General features: G+C 43.6%; 20 protein-coding genes and 3 pseudogenes. 7 read left to right on the top strand and 16 right to left on the bottom strand.

Features of this window, described 5'->3' with window-relative positions:
• Window positions 1-15: 15 nt before the first annotated feature.
• The 6 genes and pseudogenes from HFE01_RS16895 to HFE01_RS16870 all read right to left on the bottom strand — a co-directional run bounded on the left by HFE01_RS16895 (window position 16) and on the right by HFE01_RS16870 (window position 5,271).
• Window positions 16-843 (bottom strand): carbohydrate ABC transporter permease, encoded by an 828-nt coding sequence (locus tag HFE01_RS16895; RefSeq protein ID WP_017425608.1) that lies wholly within the window; start codon window positions 841-843, stop codon window positions 16-18.
• Window positions 843-1,727, bottom strand: a complete 885-nt coding sequence (locus HFE01_RS16890) for a carbohydrate ABC transporter permease (protein WP_017425609.1) — start codon at window positions 1,725-1,727, stop codon at window positions 843-845. The genes HFE01_RS16895 and HFE01_RS16890 overlap by 1 nt, the downstream gene beginning before the upstream one ends.
• A gap of 60 nt (window positions 1,728-1,787) precedes the next feature.
• On the bottom strand, window positions 1,788-3,113 hold the full coding sequence (locus HFE01_RS16885; protein WP_167438562.1) for an ABC transporter substrate-binding protein: 1,326 nt from the start codon (window positions 3,111-3,113) through the stop codon (window positions 1,788-1,790).
• Window positions 3,114-3,276: 163 nt separating this feature from the next.
• Entirely contained in the window at window positions 3,277-4,281 is a 1,005-nt protein-coding gene (locus HFE01_RS16880) for a LacI family DNA-binding transcriptional regulator (protein ID WP_045244976.1), read from the bottom strand.
• Window positions 4,282-4,415: 134 nt separating this feature from the next.
• A pseudogene (locus HFE01_RS16875) lies at window positions 4,416-4,520 on the bottom strand (SUMF1/EgtB/PvdO family nonheme iron enzyme); the annotation flags it as partial.
• 112 nt (window positions 4,521-4,632) lie between these two features.
• A complete protein-coding gene (locus HFE01_RS16870) occupies window positions 4,633-5,271 on the bottom strand; it encodes a glycoside hydrolase family 11 protein (RefSeq protein WP_031462284.1) in 639 nt (212 codons plus the stop codon).
• A 335-nt stretch (window positions 5,272-5,606) separates the two neighbouring features.
• Here HFE01_RS16870 and HFE01_RS16865 point away from each other — a divergent pair, with 335 nt between their 5' ends.
• A complete protein-coding gene (locus HFE01_RS16865; RefSeq protein WP_243208210.1) occupies window positions 5,607-6,038 on the top strand; it encodes a hypothetical protein in 432 nt (143 codons plus the stop codon).
• A gap of 222 nt (window positions 6,039-6,260) precedes the next feature.
• Here HFE01_RS16865 and HFE01_RS16860 read toward each other — a convergent pair whose 3' ends face one another.
• The 3 genes from HFE01_RS16860 to HFE01_RS16850 all read right to left on the bottom strand — a co-directional run bounded on the left by HFE01_RS16860 (window position 6,261) and on the right by HFE01_RS16850 (window position 8,382).
• Entirely contained in the window at window positions 6,261-6,953 is a 693-nt protein-coding gene (locus HFE01_RS16860; RefSeq protein WP_167438561.1) for a polysaccharide deacetylase family protein, read from the bottom strand.
• Between the two features lie 145 nt (window positions 6,954-7,098).
• Window positions 7,099-7,731 (bottom strand): glycosyltransferase, encoded by a 633-nt coding sequence (locus HFE01_RS16855; protein ID WP_243208209.1) that lies wholly within the window; start codon window positions 7,729-7,731, stop codon window positions 7,099-7,101.
• A 69-nt stretch (window positions 7,732-7,800) separates the two neighbouring features.
• A complete protein-coding gene (locus HFE01_RS16850; protein WP_167438560.1) occupies window positions 7,801-8,382 on the bottom strand; it encodes a DedA family protein in 582 nt (193 codons plus the stop codon).
• A gap of 274 nt (window positions 8,383-8,656) precedes the next feature.
• On the opposite strand from HFE01_RS16850, the gene HFE01_RS16845 reads away from it, so the two are divergent.
• The 4 genes and pseudogenes from HFE01_RS16845 to HFE01_RS27370 form a co-directional block, all read left to right on the top strand.
• On the top strand, window positions 8,657-9,223 hold the full coding sequence (locus HFE01_RS16845; RefSeq protein WP_167438559.1) for a class I SAM-dependent methyltransferase: 567 nt from the start codon (window positions 8,657-8,659) through the stop codon (window positions 9,221-9,223).
• A gap of 96 nt (window positions 9,224-9,319) precedes the next feature.
• On the top strand, window positions 9,320-10,000 hold the full coding sequence (locus HFE01_RS16840) for a response regulator transcription factor (RefSeq protein ID WP_107734499.1): 681 nt from the start codon (window positions 9,320-9,322) through the stop codon (window positions 9,998-10,000).
• Window positions 9,993-11,096: a sensor histidine kinase gene (locus HFE01_RS16835; protein WP_045244972.1), complete on the top strand. Its 1,104-nt coding sequence runs from the start codon at window positions 9,993-9,995 to the stop codon at window positions 11,094-11,096. The genes HFE01_RS16840 and HFE01_RS16835 overlap by 8 nt, the downstream gene beginning before the upstream one ends.
• A gap of 15 nt (window positions 11,097-11,111) precedes the next feature.
• A pseudogene (locus tag HFE01_RS27370) lies at window positions 11,112-11,216 on the top strand (beta-glucanase); the annotation flags it as partial.
• Window positions 11,217-11,490: 274 nt separating this feature from the next.
• Here HFE01_RS27370 and HFE01_RS16825 read toward each other — a convergent pair.
• The 6 genes from HFE01_RS16825 to leuB all read right to left on the bottom strand — a co-directional run bounded on the left by HFE01_RS16825 (window position 11,491) and on the right by leuB (window position 18,033).
• Window positions 11,491-12,480 carry a D-isomer specific 2-hydroxyacid dehydrogenase family protein gene (locus tag HFE01_RS16825; RefSeq protein WP_167438558.1) on the bottom strand — a complete coding sequence of 330 codons (990 nt, stop codon included), beginning with the start codon at window positions 12,478-12,480 and terminating at the stop codon, window positions 11,491-11,493.
• A 148-nt stretch (window positions 12,481-12,628) separates the two neighbouring features.
• Entirely contained in the window at window positions 12,629-13,975 is a 1,347-nt protein-coding gene (locus HFE01_RS16820) for a 2-hydroxycarboxylate transporter family protein (RefSeq protein ID WP_167438557.1), read from the bottom strand.
• A 23-nt stretch (window positions 13,976-13,998) separates the two neighbouring features.
• Window positions 13,999-15,261, bottom strand: coding sequence for an aconitase/3-isopropylmalate dehydratase large subunit family protein (locus HFE01_RS16815; protein ID WP_167438556.1), 1,263 nt, complete (start codon window positions 15,259-15,261; stop codon window positions 13,999-14,001).
• Between the two features lie 7 nt (window positions 15,262-15,268).
• Window positions 15,269-15,778 carry a LeuD/DmdB family oxidoreductase small subunit gene (locus HFE01_RS16810; protein ID WP_167438555.1) on the bottom strand — a complete coding sequence of 170 codons (510 nt, stop codon included), beginning with the start codon at window positions 15,776-15,778 and terminating at the stop codon, window positions 15,269-15,271.
• Between the two features lie 10 nt (window positions 15,779-15,788).
• Window positions 15,789-16,931 carry an aconitase family protein gene (locus tag HFE01_RS16805; RefSeq protein WP_167438554.1) on the bottom strand — a complete coding sequence of 381 codons (1,143 nt, stop codon included), beginning with the start codon at window positions 16,929-16,931 and terminating at the stop codon, window positions 15,789-15,791.
• A 1-nt stretch (window position 16,932) separates the two neighbouring features.
• Window positions 16,933-18,033: a 3-isopropylmalate dehydrogenase gene (gene leuB / locus HFE01_RS16800; RefSeq protein WP_167438553.1), complete on the bottom strand. Its 1,101-nt coding sequence runs from the start codon at window positions 18,031-18,033 to the stop codon at window positions 16,933-16,935.
• Between the two features lie 395 nt (window positions 18,034-18,428).
• Here leuB and HFE01_RS16795 point away from each other — a divergent pair, with 395 nt between their 5' ends.
• Entirely contained in the window at window positions 18,429-19,472 is a 1,044-nt protein-coding gene (locus HFE01_RS16795; RefSeq protein ID WP_107734492.1) for a LacI family DNA-binding transcriptional regulator, read from the top strand.
• A 143-nt stretch (window positions 19,473-19,615) separates the two neighbouring features.
• Window positions 19,616-19,744, top strand: a pseudogene (locus HFE01_RS16790) (L,D-transpeptidase); the annotation flags it as partial.
• Window positions 19,745-20,568: 824 nt separating this feature from the next.
• Here HFE01_RS16790 and HFE01_RS16785 read toward each other — a convergent pair.
• Window positions 20,569-23,007 (bottom strand): condensation domain-containing protein (locus HFE01_RS16785; protein ID WP_167442862.1); only part of this gene is annotated, 2,439 nt, incomplete at its 5' end.

Raw genomic sequence — 23,007 nt, 5'->3', positions numbered from 1 at the left:
ATCCTACTCCTACAGTTATTTAATCGAACCTTGCATAACACCCTGAATAATATATTTTTGGGCGAACAAATAGATGATAATGATCGGAAATATCGTGAGTACCAAACTTGCCATCAATGGCCCATAATCCACTGTGTAGGTTCCATAAAAGTTGTATGTGGACAATGGAAGCGTCCTTTGCTCGGGATCGACCAGAATGAGCGATGGCAGCAGAAAATCATTCCATATCCACAGTACATTGAGAATGGAAATAGTGGCCGTCGTAGGCATCAATACCGGAAACACGATTCGGAAGAAGGTTTGAATCCGCGTGCAGCCGTCAATCAGCGCCGCTTCCTCCAGTTCCTTCGGAATACTCTTTACAAATCCATGATAAATGAAGACGGCCAGCGAGCTACCAAAACCGATATACATGTAAATCAGCGACCATTTGCTGTTCAGCAGATCAAGTGAGCCGTAAATTTTCACCAATGGAATCATGATGGCCTGGAATGGAATAATCATGGAAGCTACCATCAGCATAAATGTATATTGGTTGAACTTGGTATTATTTCTGACAAAATAATGAGCCGTCATCGCCGCGAACAGGGAGATAAACAAGACACTTAACACCGTTATGACCAATGAGTTAGTGAAGGCAGTGATATAATTCATTTTATCAAATGCATTCATATAGTTGCCCATATTGAAGCTCTCTGGTAGCGATAACGGATTCGAAGTGATGTCTATATTATCCTTGAACGAATTAATCAGCAGAAAGACGAACGGTACGATGAACAATATGAGTATGATCGTCAGCACAATGAATTTGATCATGGAGGAAGCGATTTTTTTGCTTGCCATTACGCCTCCACCTCCAACTTCTTGCTAAAATAAACCTGGAGCAGAGTGATGAGAGCAACCATCAGGAACAGTACGAATGCTTCTGCCTGTCCCACACCATAATCACGGGAAAGGAATGCCTTTTCATACACATGCATCGACACCATTTGAGTACTACTGAACGGTCCGCCTTTCGTGAGCGCGAGGTTGACGTCATAGACCATAAACCCACGCTGCAGGGACAAAAATATACATACGATGAAAGAAGGAACCATCAAGGGCAGCACCATTTTCCGCAGTCTGGTCCAGCTGTTCGCCCCATCAATGCTTGCAGCCTCCATAATATCATTCGGTACACCCGTCAATCCTGCAATATAAATGACCATCATGTAACCCGCGTTCTGCCACACGGTTACAATCACGAGTGTCCAGAACGCTTTGTCAGGATCAGCCAGCCAAGTCGTGCTGAGCGCCTGAATATCGGCATGTTGCCCCAAATAGACCAGCACGTTGTTGAAGATGAACTGCCAGATAAAACCGAGTACAATGCCGCCGACAAGGTTGGGCAGGAAAAATCCTGCCCGGAAAATACTCTGTCCTTTTAACCCTTTAGTCAGAACATAAGCCAGCATAAAAGCGATGACATTGATAAGAACAACGGTATAAAATACATATTTGAGCGTCAAGGCGAACGATTTCCAAAACTCAATATCCCGAAAAACGGCCAGATAGTTTTGGATGCCAACCAGCGTTAGTGTCGTGGAAATACCATCCCAATTTGTGAACGTCAGATAAATGCCGTACAAAAATGGAATGATCATTACCGTTATGAAGGCAAACAAGGTTGGTCCGGTGAACAGCAGCCGTGACCGTAGCCGGTTCCATACTCCTTTTTCCGCAATCATGGTGATCCCTCTCTTTGTTTCGGATTTCTCTCTCTATTTCCGGGTAATTTGAAATAAGCCTTATTTTACGCTTTTCCAGTAGTTTTCGATTTCCTTAGCCAGTGTTGCGCGATCGCCCTGCTTCGCCAGATATTTTTGCATGGAAGATCCTAGCTTAGACCAGTGATCGGCCGGCAGCAAGCTCATCGACTGCTCTGACTTGCCTTTTGCAATATAATCCTGAATGGATTTGCCAAGTGGATCGGCCGCAGGCAGTGTAATATTTTTGAACGCTGGGATAATGTTCGCTTTGTTTACGAGGAAATCCTGGCCTTTCGCATCATAGACAATCCAGCTCAGGAACTTCTTCGCTGCCTCTTGCTGCTCCGGCGTACTCTTCTCCTTGTCAATGACAATACGCTTGGAAACAGCGGATGAAATTTCCTGATTACCGTAGTCATCAGCATTGTTGCTGATGGGTACAGGCAAGAAACCATATTCTTTGTTAGCCGTATCAAAACCGCTGATTTGCGGCCATGCCCAGTTGCCCATGAACCAAATACCAACTTCGCCTTTACCAAGCAGTTCTGGTCCACGCTCATAAGCGCCTGCCAGTGGGGAAGCCTGATCGATATTGTATTTCATCATGACGTCGAATGTATCCATAAGTCCGTTAAATACTGGATTGGTAGCCAAGTTAGCCTGGCCCGCTTTCAGTGATGCCATAAATTTGTCCACTTCAGCCATGTCTTTGTTCTGGCCTGCATAAGCAAGTGGCAAATAATGAGCGCCTAGGGACCAATCCATTGGTGAAATCACCAATGCTTTCTTCCCAGATGCCTCGATTTGCTGAAACAGCTTTTCAAGATCATTTCGGGTTTTAATTGTGGTGGGGTCAAAGCTTCCGCCTACCGCTTTATCAACAACCGCTTTGTTATAGATGAATCCGTAGCCTTCAACAGCCAGCGGAAACGCGTAATTTTTACCGTCAAACGTCGTCGTTGTGGTAGCGTTTTCAACAGTGTCCGCATTCCACTTTTCTCCGCTTAGATCGAGGATACGATCCTTGAATTTCTCCACATCACCTGTATCAAGCATGATCATGGTCGGCGGGTTTCCGGATGCATACAATGCAGAGGCACGCTCAAAAGGCGATCCACCGGCCGGAACCGGCTGGATTTCAACAGTAATGCCGGGATTGTCTTTCTGGAACGCCTTGGCGGCATCCTCAAGTTGTGAAAGGATTTCACCCTTAGAGTTCAAAAGTGTAATTTTCACATTTCCTGAATCCGCTGATCCCCCTCCAGAAGCTGAATTGCCTTCTCCTCCGGAGCCGCCGCATGCAGACACCACCATAACCAAAAGAAGCAGCATTACCATCCATTGAACTCTTTTGAATTTCCTCACTGTTGTCATCCCCCTATTTCTGTAATGGCTCTGAACGCTTAAATAAAACGCTTACAAACGGATTATATGTCAAAGAATCATTCTATGTCAATCGTTTGACATGTTAAACCTTTAACATTCTCTAAAAAAAATCTGTTCCCCTTGTTAGAGGAACAGATTTCATTCAGGTCGTTGCACGCTCAATCAGTTCAACAGGCAGCCGATTAACAGGCTGTACCTGCTCTCCCTCTGCCTGTCTACGAATCAGCTCGACCGCCAACCTGCCGATCTCTGCAATTGGCTGTCTTACCGATGTAAGTTCAGGCGTCAGCCAGGAAGCAGCGCTCACGTCATCGAAGCCTACAATACGCACATTCTCCGGTACATGCCGTCCGGCGCGGATATATTCTTTCAGCGCAAAAGCTGCAATAATATCGCTTGTTGCAAACACCCCATCCACATCTGGATGTTCATGAACGAGTTTGGAAATCAATCGCTCGTACTCCTTTTGGTCGAACACATTCAGGTCTGTTTGAACGATTACATGCTCGACACTATTCCTGTTCACGACATCCCGGAAAGCTGTGGTCCGCTCATTGGACAGCATGTTCAGCTCCAGATTTCCACATATATGCGCAATTTTCCGGCACCCTTTGCGAATGAGCAGTTCCGTAGCCAGCTCACCTCCGCGATAATTGTCCGAAGATATGTACGGGATTTGTGGATCAATCTGTCTGTCAAATGTCACAATTGGTGAATTCAAATGTCGGTACTCTTCTACTTCCAAGGTATGGCTGCCCATAATGATGCCGTCTACCCGGTTTCGTTTTAACATATCGATATACACTTTTTCCTTCACAGGGTCCATATGCGAATTGCAGAGTAGAACCTTGCACCCCTGCTGATAGGCATAATACTCCACCTGATTAGCAAGCTCACTAAAGAAAGGATGCGAGACATTGGGAATAATAAGACCGATGATATTGGACTGCTTGCGTAGCAGGGATCGTGCTATTTCATTTGGTTGATAATTAAGCTCTTCCATTGCATCGAACACTTTTTTGCGTGTAGCTTCGCTGATATAGCCCCGGTTATTCATTACACGAGATACTGTAGTGACCGACACGCCCGCTTTTAACGCCACATCATGAATTGTTGCCATATAAACCTCTTTCCGAGCAAAATACATACATATAAACTATACCCCCTCCTCATCTTTTCGACAACCTTAGGTATTATGTGCTTCTCAGACATTAAAACAGCGACAGCCGTAGACAAAAAATCATCCTCAACTGTCGCTGTTTCATTAACTACCGTATCCCTTTAGTCTCCGTAACAATCCCAACACCATTCCTTTACATTGCCAGACATATCGCAAATTCCTAATTCGTTGGGTTTTCGTATACAGTTTCCAGATAAGTATTTGTCTCCGGCGTTATTTCCCTGTTTATGTTGTAATACGGTTTTAAGCCCTCATCCTGCTTTCCCCGTGACGAAATGCCAATCGCTCCCGTTCGTTGAACCGATTGCAGTTGAGTGGTTACCACACCGTTACGTTAGAGCTTCCACTACTCTGATATCCTTCTGTTGCTAACACTTGGTAAGACCAGTTGTTCCCCAGATGCATTCCTTTGCTCGCCCATGCGTTCACGTGGTTGCTGAAAGTGATCGTGGAGTTGCCCCCGGTCGGTCTCTTCGTCTGTCGAACACTCCAGTACTGAATAAACGTCGTTTTTTGGCCTTCAATGGAAGGTGCGTCGTATCGCATTGTTGTGTAGATGTCATATGTGCCTCCATCACTGGTCACCGTACCTTTATACGTTCCGGTAGGTCGATAAGTTCCCCAGCTATCAACGACGTAGTATTCGATAAGTGAGTTTCTCGTCCACCCGTAGAGAGCCAAATATCCATTACCAGACGGCGCCCAGACACCGGCATTGTAGTTAATCGTTCTGTTGGGCGATCCAGTAGTCCAGCCTTTACCGACAACAAAATTCCCGGTATCCTTCCATGTTACGCTGTAATTACCGCCTGATCCATTAACAGCATTGACCGTCCCACCGCCATCGGTCCAATTTTGCCAATAGTCTGTCGCTGCACTTGAGGTTGTTGCAAACACCCCAAAACTCATGGAAGCTGCAAGAACTACCGTTAACATTTTCTTGCCAAATTTAATCATACTTTACCTCCTGAAATTTTTATATTTGCATTCTACACCTGCTTTTCAGTCGATTCTCTGTTGCAGTACATCGCTTATGTGTACCATATTCCGTGTTTTCTTACTTTCACCTCCTTTCTAAGTAAAATTATATAATGATAGCGTTTACATAAAAACTCGACAAATTAAACATTAAACTCTATTATGTTTAGATTTCCTTAAGTTTTATAGAGCCCGTCGAGCGTATATCAGGGTTTCTTTCTTCAGATTTTCTTTAGATATATCCTCGTAAAATCCTTAGATTTTTTCGTTACTATTTTTATATCGAAACGAAAAAAATAGGGAGAAAATAAATCATGGAGAAGAAACAAATGAATTTCAATGAATATCTGCTTTTTTTGCAAGGTTTCCTCACAAATCCACAACGAGTGGGAAGCCTCATACCTAGCTCTCGATTTTTGGCAGCTAAAGTGGTTGAGTCTGTACCCTGGGATGAGGTAAAGACAGTTGCAGAGCTTGGGTCAGGTACAGGTGCTATCACACGTTGCATGAAGACACAATTAACTGGATCAACAAAAGTGTTATTGTTCGAAAGAGATAAGAAAATGAGAGAGAATCTGAAGGCAGAATACCCGGATTTCGTGTGCCATTCTAATGCTTGCCAATTAGTTAAAAAATTAAATCACGATGACATCGGCCAGCTGGACTGCATTTCCCTCCTGCTTTTGTATATATCTGTCTCAAAAAAAGAGGTGCCATGTAATGGATACAATACTTGTTGTAGCTGACGATTCAGAGATTCAAGACGTTTTTCATGCATATTTGCGCAATGAGGGATACTTTGTCATAAAAGGCCTGTATTAAAATATGGAAAATGTCTGACACCCCTATGGTCCTCATCAAAGACCTAAGTAAAAAAAACTTAAGCCCGAACAAAATGTGTTCCTGGCTTAAGTTTTATTTTAGAACCTTTCGATTCAATTTTTCTCGAACTCATGTACTTAGCCCGTTTAACGATCAGCATCTACTCTATGAAAGGAATACCCTGTAGATAATGCTTCAGTGATAAATTCATTTAGTGCCTCCAACATATATGCAGGTGCCTCCCTGTCTGCTCCGAACGTCTGTCCACTATCATGAAGAACAATGACAGCTCCCCCCTTTAACTTGGACAGCAGCCTTTGCTTAATTTTTTGCTTGCCGCCAGAGCTTTTCCAATCACCTACAATAACAGACCAAAGAATCATACGAAATTTCCTCATCAAAAAAAAGTCAAACAGGTTGATAACTCCCCATGGGGGCCGATAGTAAAAGGTTCTTTTCCCAATAATACGATCAATGACGTTGGCCGTTTTGTTTACCTGCTCTCGAACCTTCTTTGGACTCATCAAGGCATTGGACCAATGCACGTAATTGTGAATTCCAACAAGATGTCCTTCACTGTGCATTCGTTGAATTAGATCGGGGTATTGCTCCGCTTTTTGACCAAGAACAAAAAAGGTTACCTTTATATTGTGCTTCTTTAATAAATCAAGCAAAAGAGGTGTATATTCTGGGTCTGGACCGTCATCAAAGGTCAAAGCAATGGGCTGCTTGCTCGTTCCTCTTTTATAAACCCCGATTCCAAATAGTCGAACCATAAGGGTTGGAATAATCGTGTAGATGAGTAATCCACTGATGATAATTATGAATGTCTGCTCCATAATCCTGCTCCTTTTTAACAGTAATGAATCAATGCTTGTCTTTCTTTAGGAGCATATATTTATTCCATTGACTCTATTGTTCATTTTCACAATTCCAAAAATAACTTCTAATGACGCAAACGCGGACTCTTTAGGATGGAACCGTTTAGTATTTGTCTTCATTTCCTGAAGAAGTTTTGCATTTTAGCAATTTCGATAGCCGCTTTGTTAAATCCCGAGATGTCTCTGCATGAATGGCTACACCGGAGCGAACTAAAAAATCGGCATTATCCTGTTCTTGACCAGGAATTGGCTTACAAAGTAGCATCGGCAGCTCCATAGCAATCGCCTCAAAAGTCGTGACTCCTCCTGGTTTGGTAATCATAATGTCAGATACGGCCATTAACTCATGAACATAATGAATATAACCTGTTAAATGGATGCGATGTTTGGAACCTTTCAGCTTCTCACTCAATTCCATTCGAAGCTTTTCATTATGCCCACAAACAATGATGAATTGTACAGGTTGAGGCAATTGATCAAATTCCTGAATCGTAGAGCTCCCATCGCCAATCATGCCGCAACCTCCTCCCATCACAAGCACAGTAGGCATATAAGGATCTAAACCATGCTTCTTTGCCGTTTTCACTCTTTCCATGGACTGAGAAAATTGCGGCCGAATAGGAATTCCTGTATCCGAAATCTGCATCTCTTCAACACCTAACTGAATCAAAGAATCACGAACAATTTTGGAGCCTACGATATATTGATCGGTATAGGGATAGATTACTTTTTTCATTGATTACAGTTCTCCTTATATCGTTTCAAAAAATCAAACCGTGTTGTCTTATTTATTTCATTCATCGTCTCATGCAGTAAAGATCAACTTGAACCACTTCGTTATGATAAAAGTGCCAACGGCTATTATTAGGGCAGCCACGGCTAATTTAGGATCGATTGTATCTAGCAAATTTAATATATGATGTCCAAAGAATTTGCCAAAAGCAAAGAATGTAGTGGTCCAAGCAAACGCGCTCAAATACGAAATCAAAGCAAACTTCTTGTACGAGACACCGTTGAGACCAACAAACACAGGCAGAATATACCGAACGACTGGAATTAACATTCCAAGACACATTGCAATATCTCCGTGTTGTTCAAAAAGTTTCTCTGCTTTCAAGAAATGACGGTTGTTTTGAAACTTGGGTTTGAATTTCTCTCCAAAAATTCTGCCTGCAAAATAAGCAAATGTAATTGCTACAAACAAACCAGCGAGAATAACCATATATGCAATCCACGGGTTTAAAACTCCGTTGTTACTCAAAATTCCACCTGTTAGTATAGTTAACTCATTAGGAACCGGAATCCCAAATGGGCCTAGGCAGAAGGCTAGGAAAAAAAACAAATATCCATAATGATCGACTAGCTGTAAGACAATATCGCTAATCATGTTCTAACCTCCTCGTTATGTCGATGAGAGTATATTAGTATAAAAATCTTAGGAGATTATAGGGATATTTCTAAAGAAATTCTAAAGTAATTAACTGTTTCTTCTTATAAAAAAGCCTTACCAACTTGATTGGTAAGGCTTTTTGGGTTGGATGACATAGACTTTAAGCCTTCCATAGATGAATTCTTTAGATTTTCTTTAGAAATATACTCATAAAATCCTTAGTTTTTTTCAATATGATTTGTGTATATAAACCGTAATGGAGGATAATCAGTTGAAACTCAATGAAAATCTTTTATTTTTGCGAAGCTTTATTCACAGTCCAAAAAATGTGGGAAGTGTTATACCAAGCTCCCGGTTTCTGGCGACCAAAATGGTTAAACAAGCGCCTTGGAACGAGGTTAAGACAGTCGCAGAGCTCGGTTCGGGTACAGGTGCCATCACACGTTGTATCAATACTCAGATAAGTGAGGCAACAAAAGTGTTATTATTTGAGATGGATGAGACGTTGAGGAATAATTTACAGACAGAATATCCAGACTTCTCCTGTCATCCGAACGCTGAACGTTTAGTAGACGCAATGAAGCAAGAGAACATTCAGCAGTTGGATTGTATTTTTAGCGGACTACCTTTTTTTAATTTTGAACGTGAATTGAGAGATACCTTGGTTGAACAGATTTATAAAGCTCTCAAACCTGGAGGCTTATTTATCGCCTTTCAATATTCACTTCAAATGAAAAAGCAGCTTTCCGAAAAATTTATCATCGAAAAAATTGATTTGGTGCCTCTCAATATCCCTCCTGCTTTCGTTTACGTTTGTCGTAAAAGGGAAACGATGTAAACGGTGGAATGAACGTGGGCTGATTATGGATAACAATTTAATATGGCACCTTAAATATCTTAATTCTACCAATTTTTAAAAAAGGAGCAGTCAGTAATGAATACAATCCTTGTTGTGGATGATGACTCCGAAATTCGAGATGTCATTCATGTATATCTACGCAATGAAGGATACCAGGTGATTGAAGCGGCTGACGGGGAGGAAGCTCTGAATGCTATAAAGAAAACATCAATTCATCTGGTTATCTTAGATGTCATGATGCCACGAATGGACGGGATCAAAGCATGTCTTAAAATAAGGGAAATCTCAAATATTCCGATTATCATGCTGTCAGCCAAAGAAGAAGATATTGATAAAATCAATGGGCTGACTACCGGGGCAGATGACTACATGATCAAACCGTTTAATCCGTTAGAATTGCTTGCTCGCGTAAAAGCGCAGCTACGGCGTCAGTCATTAATAGGAAAAGAAGAATTTAATTCGCTTATCCTTATTAAGGACCTGGTGATTGATAAGAGTAAACATTCGGTAAAGTTAAAGGGGAATGAAATTTCGCTGACTCCTCTAGAGTTTTCTATCCTGATCTTGCTTGCCAGCCACCCTGGACAGGTTTTTAGTTCAGAGCACATTTACGAAAATGTATGGAAAGCGCCATACGGATTCTCTGACAATACGGTGATGGTTCATATTCGTAATTTACGAGAAAAATTAGAGCAATTCCCAAGAGATCCACAATATATTAAAACGGTGTGGGGAGTTGGCTACAAAATTGAATGAACATATACAAAAGCCAAAACGAAAAAAACGCATCCAGGTCAACATTTTAATCCGGATGGTGCTGAGTCTCATTATCGCTATTGCTATAAATGATATTCTCATTTTACTTTTCCTGAAAATTAGCAATGTCATGGAATGGCATTGGTTTCGCAATTTTTTTCCTTATCTTCTTACCCCCTTGTTTATGGTTACGTTTATCTTTACTTTTTTAGTTTTGACACGACGAATCGTTAGAGACTTAATTACATTGGAGCAAGGGCTTCAATTTATTTCTGAAGGCAATTTACATTATCGGGTACCTGTGGTTCGGCAAGATGAACTGGGACGGGTCGCGCACAACATCAATCGAATGACCGAACGTTTGGAGCAGCAGATTGTAAAAGAACGTGAAATAGAAAAATCCAAGATGGAGCTGATCACTGGTATTTCACATGACTTGCGTACGCCTCTGACCAGCATTATCGGCTATATCGAGCTTTTAAGAACAGACTCATATCAAGATAAAGATGAATATACGCGCTTTGTTCAGAACACCTATAACAAAGCGATTCATTTGAAGAAGTTGCTGGATGACTTGTTTGAATATACACGGCTCACTTCGGTCGATACCCATTTAAATCTGAGAAGGATCAATTTATTTCAACTTTTGGATCAATTGTTGTTCGAGTTCGAACCCATTGCTCAAGAAAACGGTGTATATATCGTAAAGGATATCGGTGATTCCTCGATCATTACCTCCGTTGACAGCGATAAAATGGCCAGAGCAATCGATAATCTTCTCATGAACGCCTTAAAATATTCCTTAAAGCCGGGAGGCATTTGCATTCGACTGCAAGCAACTCCTGAGCAAATTACGATTAAGGTCGAAAATGAAGGAATTCCTCTCACGCAAGATCAAAAAGAGAAGCTGTTTGACCGTTTTTATAAAGTTGACCACTCAAGAAGCAGCGAAGGTATCCAAACAGGAGCAGGGCTGGGGCTTTCCATAGCAAGGAATATTGTTGAGTTACATCAAGGCACCTTAACGCTCAATCACACCAATAACACATTTATATTTCAGTTGAACTTACCTACAGATAGAAGCTCCAGTTCATAATCACTAAAAAGCATGAAAAAAGCGGATGGATATTCAAATGGGAACATGTTTAATTGCACTTGGCGTTCCAACAACGTCAATTTTACTAACGATGGCAAAATGGAGCGTGGCTTAACGAGTTCTGAATAGATATTGAATTTTAGGTAAAGACACGAGCAATTAGCCTGTAATATAAAAGCAGCCTGTAGTGGCTGCTTTTTTTGATGCATTGATTCAGCCATGCTCCGTCCGTAAAGAAAATCGCTGAAAGTCTATTCAAAGCTGGCGATCACCGATGCGTAGCTTGAATATAATTAGGTGTTTAATAAATCCCTAGTTTAACCCACACATTTGCGAGTGGTATCAACGGCGCTGGTACTACCCAAAATGAAAATGACCACTTGAGTCAAGATAACTAACTCTTGATTTCCCACTGACTCGTGCCATTATTCATAAAAGAGTTGAGCGATTTTAGCGCAATTTCTACCATATCACTCACCGCTTGATCAGTATAAAATGCCATATGTGGCGTTACAATGACATTGGGAAATGATTTTAAAATAGCCAGTTGGTGATTGTTCAGAACATTCAAACGGTGATCCTCATGAAATATTCCCAATTCATCTTCTATGACATCCAGTCCTGCAGCCCCTACTTTGCCTGTCTCAATGCCATGAATCAGCGCTTCGGTATCAATTAGTGGTCCCCGCCCACAATTCACGATGCAGACGCCATCCTTCATTTTAGCGATGCTTTCCCGATTAATCATATGGTAGTTGCTGTCGAATAATGGTGCATGCAGGCTGATCACATCACTAGTGGAGATTAGCTTTTCCAGCGAAACATACTCTATCAAATCCTTTAGATTATCATTTTCGTAAATATCGTAACCTATAATGTTACATCCAAATCCAGAAAGATTTCTGGCAACAGTAGCTCCGATCTGGCCAGTACCTATAATCCCCACTGTTAAGTTTCTGATTTCTCTACCTTGAATACCTGCCAAAGTGTAATCCTGTACGGCGCCTCGCGCTAAAATTTGTTGTGCTTTACGTTCACACATTAGAATTAACATCGTAGTAAAATCCGCGACACTATTGGGCGAGTAGGTAACATTAGAAAAGCGAATGCCATACTCTTTAGCTGCAGCTCTATCTACATAATTGTATCCGGCGCTTCTTAAAGCGAGATACTTGACCCCAACCTTACTTAAAGCTTGCAAAGTTGCTCGATCCGCTTTATTGCTCCCTTGTATCGTTACAGCCTCAGCGTCTTGCGCTTGAATTGCGGTCTCGGCATTTAACTCTTGATTCACATATTTGATATCCAAATCAAACTCATTCCCAAATTTTTTGAAGTATGCCGCTTCGTCAGGACGAGCTTGATAAACTACGATTTTATTCAAGGTTGAAAACTCCTTTCGGTGATTGGCCTTATAATGGAAAATGGAAATGCGTTATTATCGGGCAGTAAATTGTGAACATTTTCACATTAATACTGCCCATATATCGTCCAATGTCAGCCGAATAGCGGAAACATTTTTAATTTGTGCATTATAAAAAGTATGGCAACAGCAAACTGATAACAATAACCATTATGGCTCCGCCGATCCGGTTGGCGATCGTTGCAAATGGCATCATCCCCATCCGCTCTGAAGTTGATAATACCCCGATAGCGCCGGTTCCTCCCAGATTTCCTAAATTAAGACCTACGGCGATCATCGAATCAATGGGGTGGAATTTCATAAACTTGCCGACGATTAATGAACCTACCACAGAACCGATAACCCCAAAAATGATAATGATAAAATTCGAAACTGTAAAATAGGAGGACACTTGGCTCAAATCAAGCGATGCAATCCCAATCCCCGTGATCAGGAACGGTAAAAAGTTTCGAACCATAAATCCTTGCCAATAGTCACTAGATTGGCACAAGGTATCATCCAAAAAGCCTGTTGCTTTCACGATAATGACCAAAATTACAGCCCAGGCTATAAAGTTAAGCTGTGGTATAATGCTCTGCAAAATGTTACCGGCGATTATAAAAACAACCGAAACAAACAACCCTGTACCTAACTTTGTAATATCTTTTTTCAAATCACTCGAGACTTTAGCTTTTTCTTGTGCAGGTTGGTCTGCACTTTTGCGCACATTCTTCAGCAATTCGCCATTACCTGTTAGCGAAGGATAACGCTTACCAAGTTTATGCAACAAGCCAGCGAAAATGACGCAAATCAGGTTCGAAATGTTCATGTATACTAGGAACTGCCCCGAAAAAGTTCCTGCCGGCTTGTGAAAAATTGGGCTGTAAATGGACGGAACAACGGCGATTGCACCAGAAGAGCCTCCAGAATAATTCGGCAAACCGATCATAAACAGACCTTCCAGCAACGTTGAGCCTGTTAAGAGCGATCCTAGAACTAAGAAGATGAATACAAAGGCCAGAGCACCAATAATGCACGGTAATAGCCGTAATGAGATGGAGACGAGCACCTTCCGATCCATACTAAGGATCGAACCGATGATGATTGCCGACAAAAATAAATTAACAAAGCCCGATCCGATCAAACCCGAAATATTCGTCTGTACGTAATCCGGAATCAGACCAAAATACACGAGTGCTGAGCCACCGAATAACGGCAGGAGGATCGCCCCTCCCATCCAACTGCCGAAAATGGGAATGACGCCTCCAACATATGAAAACAAACCACCAGCCATCAAGAGAAATGCAATTGAACCGATAATATCTTTATTCAAATTCCCGGTATAGACCGCAAGCAATATGATGATAGAAAAGGGAATATAGTATTTTAACGACAAGCCTGAAATCTTTATTTTTTTTAATTGAGCTATGAAATTTGACTTCGGCGGAATGGCGGTAACCCCAATTTGCTTATCCATAGTAAACTCCCATCTGATTATTGTTATAGCGCAAATTGTTTAGCTGGATGAGTGATGACCCCCGTTAAGGCGGATGCCGCGGCCACTGCCGGGGAAGACAAATAAATTAGCGACTTCTTGGTTCCCATCCTACCGATAAAGTTGCGATTGTTAGTACCTAGTACCACCTCATCGTCGCTCATTAGACCATAGGGTTGCCCGCAACATAATCCGCAGCAAGGGTGCGATACACTGGCACCGGCATCGATGAAGGTTTGAATATAACCGCGTTCCATCGCTTCTTTGTAAATATTGATAGTTGCCGGAATCACAATCATTTTCAGGAAAGGAGCAATTTTTTTACCTTCAAGAATTTTAGCTGCCATCTCCATATCTTCAATGCTACCGTTGGTGCAAGAACCAATATAAACCTGATTCAGTTTCGTTCCTTCGATTTCGGAAATAGGATGAACATTATCAACGCCTTGTGGACATGACAATTGGGGCTCAAGCCTACTGACATCATAATGAAGAACTTGTTCATACTTGGCGTCTTCGTCTACTTTCAGCCAGGAAATATCATTATAGTCCATGTCATAATACTCGGCTGTTTTTTCATCTGCTTCGAATAATCCTACCTTTGCACCGGCTTCCAAAGCCATGTTGGCTATAGTGAATCGTGACTGCATACTCATGCTGCGCACGGCAGCTCCTGTAAATTCCATCGACTTGTACTGACCGCCGTCCGATTTGATGTCACCAAGGATTCTTAAAATAATATCTTTTGCTCCGACACCTTTCGGAAACTCACCATCAAGCACAATCTTGATGGCCGAAGGAACTTTGAGCCAGATCTCGCCCGTTGCCACAACTGCTGCCATTTCGGTATGTCCAATGCCCGTACAGAAACAACCTGCCCCGCCATAGGTCGTTGTATGGCTATCTGTCGCTACGACGATTTCACCTGGTCTTGCGTATCTTAGTTCATGCATCAGAGAGTGGCAGATTCCCTCGCCCTTATGAACATTTTTAATTTGAAATTTTTCAGCCAGCTCAAGTCCATCCACAAAATGGGCAGGATCGGTATCCGCCTGGTTGGTCGGCATCAAATGGTCAAAGATGATTACTCCGCGGTCCGGGTAGATCGCTTTGGTCACATGCATATCCTTTAACGCGCGCTTCAGGAACGAGGTATAAATATCATGGATCATATATCGATCGGGCCGAGCGATTACCATGTCACCAGGGGCCAGAATTTGTTCTCCCGTATTTTTCATTAATAGTTTTTCAGCCAGTGTATGTCCCATTGTTTTGTTATCTCCCTTCTGCCTCGGCTTTTTCCATGCGTTTAATGATATTGGGGATTAGTCCGCCATCTTGAATAATTTCAAACAAATTATTGGACACCTTGGGAATGCTGAAGCTCTTGCCGTTGACGGTAACTGACTGGTTCACTTCGACGGTCAGGATGTCCCCTTCTTCGCAGTGCTCAGGTATTTCTGCATTTTCAATCAGTAGCATGCCGTTATTGATCGCATTTCTAAAGAAAATGCGGGCAAAGGATTTAGCGATGATGCAGTAAACACCATGTACATTGATCGCTTCGGCGGCCATTTCCCGCGATGATCCGCAGCCAAAATTTTTGCCAGCTACAATAATGTCTCCCGGTTGTACCTGGGATGCAAATTCGGGGCGAAGGGTTTCAAGACAGTGCGAACCCATTTCCTTTTTATCGAGAATAACTCCGTGCCGGCCTGCAATAATAGTATCTGTATCGACATCATCTGGGAGTTTCCATATCTTACCGCTAAATTTCTTTTTCATATAAATCTTCTCATCCCTTCGAATTTAATGTGATACAGCCCTTCAACGCGGAGTTAGCGACAGATTCTGCGGAAGCCAGGTAAACCAGCGAGTCCTTTGAGCCGTTACACCCCTTATAATTCCAGCAACTAGCCGATAGCATCGTTTCGCCTTCGGCAATAACACCTTTTGAGGTTGTCACACAGCTGGCACAGCCTGTGCTCAAAATTTGCGCACCACTATCGATAAAGGTCTGAATTAACCCTTCGGAAATAGCCTGCTTGTAAACTTCATTAGTTTGTGGTCCAATCGATAACCGCATATTTATGGGAATCCGTTTTCCTTTCAAAATCGCTGCGGCTGTTCTCAAATCCTCAATACTGCCTCCTGTGCATCCGCCGATGAAACAAGCCGATAATGGAGTGCCTGCCAATTCAGCCGCAGGTTGCGATTGATGGATCGACCCCGGCAGAGCAACCATGGGTTGCACATCTCCTAAATCATAGCTTTCTTGGCCCGGTCCTTGAAAATCCATATGAAGAAATGCTGTCACAGCACCGCTTCTCGAAGCCAATTGGCAAAGATCTGTTGTTTCTTTCGGGGATAAGGAATTTAAGCCCTCTCCATAAAATTCGATGGCTTTGCCAGCGTATTTAAGTTCATTTGATGCTAAAAAAGAAATTGCGAAATCCTTGATGGACGCTTCGGATTTTAGTTGACCCGTAAGTTCAATGTACACGGTTTCCGGAACCACTAGATTCATCTGGCCGCTTGCACACACATGAAGCAATTCGGATGGATTCACATGCAACCCAAGAGCCTGCTTTACACCGAAAATGCTGTTATGCTTACCTGAAGAAACAACGATGTCACCAGGTTTTACATATTGATTCAGCAGAATGTGATATCCGATGCCTTGGGATTGGACAAATTTCAGTTCGTGCTTGCGAGCAAACTGGATGAGTTTTTTCTGTATTTCAGCTGATATGAAATTCCCAGCGGGAGTGTCAAAATAGAGCATTACGATCACCCGCTCAGGCGCTTCAAGCCGCTTTATATTTTCTAATTCATTTACAATTTCTAATGGTAGACTGTCACTTAAAACGATATAGTTCGGTTCAATAACTGTGGTTACTCCGGACTTTTCGTTCAAAATGGATTTGATCATCGTCATATCAAACTAGCTCCTTCCCAATTTCTCTTATCTTTTCGGATATGATAGACCCCATTTCGCTTGTCCCAATCCGTTTACTTCCCGGTAAGCAAATGTCCTTTGTTGCGTATTTTTCATCTAGTACCCGTCTAACTGCTTCCTCAATGGCTTGGCTTTCTTGGTCCAAACCAAAAGCAAAACGTAGCATCATCGCACCAGATAAAATGGATCCGATTGGATTGGCGATATCTTTGCCTACAAGGGAATAATCCTTATTGTGTATTTGGTTAGGTGTAAATAGACCTTTGCCTTGGCGATTGAGCTCCGCTGACGGAAGTACATTCGGTGTTCCTGCCAATGCGGATATTTCATCCGAAAGGATATCTCCGAACATGCCAGACGTTAGAATGACGTCATAGTTATGAGGATTGGCAATGACTTGCGCGGCTGCATCATCAATGTACTGATTCACCAGAGCTACATCCCGATAATCTGCACTAACCTCTTGGACAACCTCACGCCACAACTTCGAACTTTCCAGGATGACCGCCTTATCCAAACTTGTGACCTTCTTGCTGCGCCCACGAGCAATTTCAAACGCAGCGCAAGCATTCGCTTTGATCATTTCTTCGTTATAGTACTCTTTATCGAATGCTTCTTTGCCATAATCCCCGATTCCTCGGTATCTTTGGGACATGAGCATGCCGCCGGCCAGATCACGAAGCATAAGAATATTAAATCCCTCGCCAATGATACTGTTTTTCAGTGGGCTCAATTCCGCCAATGATTTATACACTGAGATCGGCCGAAGATTTATCTTAAGCTCTAGCTTTTTCCTAAGTAGAGAAAGAACATAGCTTGGACGCTTTTCTTGCGGCAATTCCGGATACTTGTCGAGCCACAGGCTTCCGAGTAATATCGCGTCGCTTTCTTGACATTGCCTTAGGCTCTTATCAGGAAGGGGTTCACCGTATTTTTGAACGGCCTCGGTTCCGGCTTCACATCTTTCAAAATGAAAGGTATGATGAAATACGTTGCCGACTTCATTCATTACTTTGATCGCTTGGTCAACGATTTCTTTGCCGATACCATCTCCATGAATAACCGAGATATTGTATGCCATCTACCTCATCTTCCCTTTTTAATATTACGGAATCATATTTTTAATCATCCAAAGAGATCACCGTTATATTCCTTGGATTTGCCGAAACATAACAATAATTACGATTACACAGTAAGTACAACGTTGTACTTAAAAATCAATATTCTTATCTATCCACTACACACAAGGCATTCACTCTTCTCCTTTCTAAGGTTTCGGCCGCATTTTTGAAATTAAGTTAAGTACAACGTTTTAGTATAACGTTGTACTCGTTGACAAGCTCATTTTATATCAATAAAATAAACAAATCAAGGACATGTTCTATTTTTCACAATTGTTCACATTTACAGAAAATTAGATTAAGATTATATTTAAGGAAAGTATGACCAATTATTTATTAGATTGGAGACCTTAAGATGGTTACACTGAAGGATGTTGCTAAACTGGCTGAGGTATCTGTTTCGACGGTTTCCATTGTCATTAACGGCAAAACGAAGGAACGAAATATTCCCTCGAAAACCTACAATAAAGTCATGAAAGCCATAGATGAATTGGGGTATCAGCCGAATGTAAGTGCAAGACGTTTACGCAATTTAGATCGGGCCAAGCCGATCATTGCTTTATATTGGACATTAGATGCCCGGACGAACATGCTGACGGCACTGTTGGCGGGGATTCAATCCGAAATAGAAAAAAAACAATTTGATTTTGAGCTTGTTATACGTATTTATATGAATGATCAAATCGCCAAAGACGCTAAAGAAATCATGAATAATACGTATAATGGAGTTATTATAGGTGCTACTTCCGAGGCGGATCTTGCGTATTTAGAGTCATTGTCGCCCCGCATGCCAATCGTTTTGATTAACCGCCAGTCTAAAAAATTCTCCACAGTTTATGTTGACTCTGGCGAAGTTGCAATAGAGGCGGTTTCTTTGCTTAATAAGCAGTCGGTACAACATATCGGAGTAGTGGCAGTAGAAAGTCCTTATGTTGCTTCCAACCAGCGTATAAACGCTTTTCTTGAGGAGTGCAGGAAGCAGCATATTGTGGTTGATCAATCACACATTATAACAGCACCGAATTCGCTTGCCGGAGGAGTTACAGCTGCAGAGAGATATCTGCAAATGACGGATAGACCTAAAACGATATTCTGTGAATCGGATACTATCGTTATGGGAATGATCCATGAATTTAACCGTTTGAAAATTAAAATCCCTGAGGAAGTTGCTATCATATCGATCGGGATGACCGGACCAGACGCTACCCAGTATTCTACACCACCCATTACGGCCATCGATATACCATCTGAGCAAATAGCCGCTGCAGCTATATCTATACTGTATAAATCGTTATCCCAGAAGAACCTACATGAACGGTTGTTACCTGTTCATCAAAAAATAGCTCCAACAACTTATATTCGAGCTTCATTCCCTTTACCGCCGGATGATAATCCTTAACTTTCCGAGCGCATGAAAGGCTGATCATATGACGAAGTGCTGTCTCTTTAAAATAAATAGAGCGAGACTGAAAAACACCTTCAAGAAAATGCACCATGTCGTAAGATATGGCACAACCTTGGAAGTGTTTTTTTGTGGTAAGCCTACCATATTCTATTAGACAGCATCAGAGCCATGGTTGTATTCGAATGCGGAACCACGATGTCATGGAATTATACAATCTGGTCCCCCTAGGCACAAAATTAACAATATATGGCCATGTATTAGGAGAGTCTGATCAAATGTATAAAAGGAACTGGGGTTAGTGGAGTAATACTTAGAAAGAAATAACTGTAAGTGGGATTACAGGTGATTTGTTGCTCTCCACTTGGGCGTTTCTTTTATGATGAAGAAATTCGAGTTGAGGAAAGGTGCTCTAAGTGACAGGTACAGTTTCCCGATTGAATGACACATTAATGGCTTTTTGCTCACAAGAGGGGCTACCGAGTACATAGCGGTAGCCCCTCTTAAAAACGTCATATTGTCGACTCTCGGTTGCTACTCGTTTTTTGTTGCGCTATTGAGAGACATCGAAGTAGCTGCGATGTCGCGCGCTGCCCAATAGCTATTCGGCACATCCTTCCAAGTTAATTGGAACTGCCCATTTAGCGGCTTGCGGTTTCGATTCCAAGCCTAGCATTCCTGTTGAAATTCCTTACTCAGAACGTCGTCGGCTATCTCTTTCAGCCCTTCCTGCGACCTATTTCGGCCATTGTATTTCGGAACTTTTCCCCTATGAGGTAGTAGTAAACGAGTAGCCGCGGCGCACGTTTTAGATATCTGTATTTCTTCCTGTAGTCTTCGTGTGCCTTTTGTTGTTCTTCTGGTGTCATAGTCAAAAAATTAAACTCGTCTGCAACGATCGACAATTACTTCTTTTCGTTTTTCGGGTATTCGGATTTTATGGTGGAATTATCTCTGTTTAAATGGTTTGATTCTTATTATACCAAAGGTAAACTACGATTTCTGTTGTGTTTTTCCCCTTTCATTTGGAAAAAAACACCCGGCAGGATGCGTACCGAGAGAAATACGGCATACACCCAAGCCGGGTAAGGGATTAGAAAATAATATCAATGGCCTCTAGCACATCTTGCTCCTGTTCGGATTGCCCGTTCAGGGAAATATCCTTCAACAGCACCGAAGGCTGTTCGCAAATTTGGGTGATGATTACGAGCAGGTCCTGAGCGAAATTGTCGATCAGATTGCGCGTAAACAACTTGGTGGCATATTCAAACTGCCCGTTCATTCCCTCATCCAGCAACGAAATGACCAAGGTAAGATCAAATTGGGAAACCGTATGAGTTTCCGGATAAGATTCGATCTTGATATCCCCGAAGCTTTGAACGTTATCTTCCTTGGTTTCCAGAGCAAACATGACATCGAATACAGGATTGCGGCTTTGATCTCGCGGCGCCTGCAGCTTTTTCACAAGCTCCTCGAACGGATAATCCTGGTGGTCGTAGGCCCCCAGCATCGTTTCTTTGACTTCGTTCAAGTAAGCGAGGAACGTCTTCTCCCCGGACGGATAATGACGAATCGCCAAAGTGTTGACAAACATTCCGATGAGCGGCTCCAGGTCGGCATGTGTGCGGCCCGAAACCGGCATGCCTACAATGAAGTCTTCTTGTCCCGAGTACTTGCTGAGCAGGATTGAATAGGCCGCCAATAACACCATATAAAGGGTAGCACCGTTCTTATCGGCGATGCGCTGCAAGCTGTCGGTCATCTGCTTGTCGATGCTGAAGGGCAGCACATCTCCCTCAAAGCTGCGAGCGGCAGGTCTGACAAAGTCCGTAGGCAGTTCAAGCGTCGGCAGTTCGCCTTCCAGCACGTCCAGCCAGTAGGCTTCCTGACGTTTCAGCCGCTCTTTTACAGGTTCTGACTGCTGCCAAGCGGCGAATTCCTTGTATTGAATCCGAAGCGGCTCCAGAGTCTCACCGTTATACAGGCGCAGCAGCTCTTCGACGAAGATGCCCATCGACATGCCATCCGTGACGATATGATGAATGTCCAGCATGAGCAGATGCCGTTCCGCTTCCCATTCGACTAAGCCCACACGCAGCAGCGGCGGCCGCTCCAAATCAAAGACGCGCACAAAGCCGTCTACGATGCTCTTCGTTTCACTTTCCGTCGCTTTCGTATACTCGACGGCAAACTTCAAGTCCGGATAAATCCGTTGTACCGGTTCGCCGTCGACCATTTCGAAGCCGGTTCGCAAAATTTCGTGACGAGCTATCAATCCTTTGAGCGCCGCCTCGAATTGATTCCGTTCCAAGCGCCCGACGAGAACCGTCATGCCGGACATGTTGTAGCTAAGCTCGGCGCCTTCCATCTGCTGCTGGATGTACAGCCGTTTTTGCACGGAGGAAAGCGGATAGTAATCCCTCTTATCCAGAACCGGAATGGAGAGGTGTTCCTGCCGCTCCAATTGGCTGATCGCCTCGGCCATCGCTTCGATGGTCGAGTGCCGGAACACATCGCGCAGTGGCAGGTCCACACTCAGTTCCTTGTGCACCTTGCTGACTAGCGTCGTCGCCCGCAGGGAGTGCCCGCCGAGGTCGAAGAAGTTGTCCGTCACGCCAATCGTGACCGGTCCGAGCACGCCCTGCCAGATGGCGACCAGTTTCGCCTCCAGTTCGGTGCGCGGCGCCACGTATTCGCGGCCTGCGCTTGCTCCCCCTTCCGGCGCCGGCAGCGCCTTCCGGTCGATTTTCCCGTTCGGCGTCAGAGGCAGGCGCTCCAGCTCGACGAAGTACGACGGGATCATGTAACCCGGCAGCTCGCTGGAGATCGCCCGTTTCAGGTCCGCCACCGTCAAGCCTTCTTCCGCTGTATAATAAGCGCACAAAGCTTTCTGACCTTCTTGATCTTCCCTGACGACGACGACCGCTTCCTTCACGCCACCTACACTCAGCAGCTTCGCTTCGACTTCCCCCGTCTCAATCCGGTACCCCCGGATCTTCGCCTGGTTGTCGATCCGGCCGATGAAGTCCACGTTCCCGTCTTCCATCCACCGGGCCAAGTCTCCCGTGCGGTACAACCGCTCGCCCGCGGCGAACGGGCTGTCTACGAACTTCTCTTCCGTCAGCTCCGGACGGTTCAAGTACCCACGCGCCACTCCGACTCCGCCGATGACCAGCTCGCCCAGCACCCCGACCGGCACCGGATTCAGGTGCGCGTCAACGATGTAGAACTTGGCGTTCAGCCACGCTTTGCCGATCGGCACATGGCCTGTCTGCGGCAGCTTCGCCAGCTCCTCGTCGTAGAAGCTGGAGTCGATCGCCGCTTCCGTCACGCCGTATGCGTTGATGATCCGGAACAACGAGCCGAAGCGTTCCTGCAAGGTCCGGTAATCCGCCACGCTGCAGCTGTCCGAGCTTGTGATCAACAGCTCCATCCCGCTCATATCCAGTTGATGCTCGTGCACGTACTCCAGGAACGGCACGATCAGCGCCGGCGTCGATTCGAAGATCGTCACTTGCTGCTGGCTGATCCA

Origin of the sequence: Paenibacillus sp. EKM10P (assembly GCF_011800655.1) — a bacterium.
GTDB classification, from domain to species: Bacteria; Bacillota; Bacilli; order Paenibacillales; family Paenibacillaceae; genus Paenibacillus; species Paenibacillus polymyxa.
Note: the sequence above shows the minus strand (reverse complement) of the source record. Positions and strands in the feature narration are given on the sequence as shown.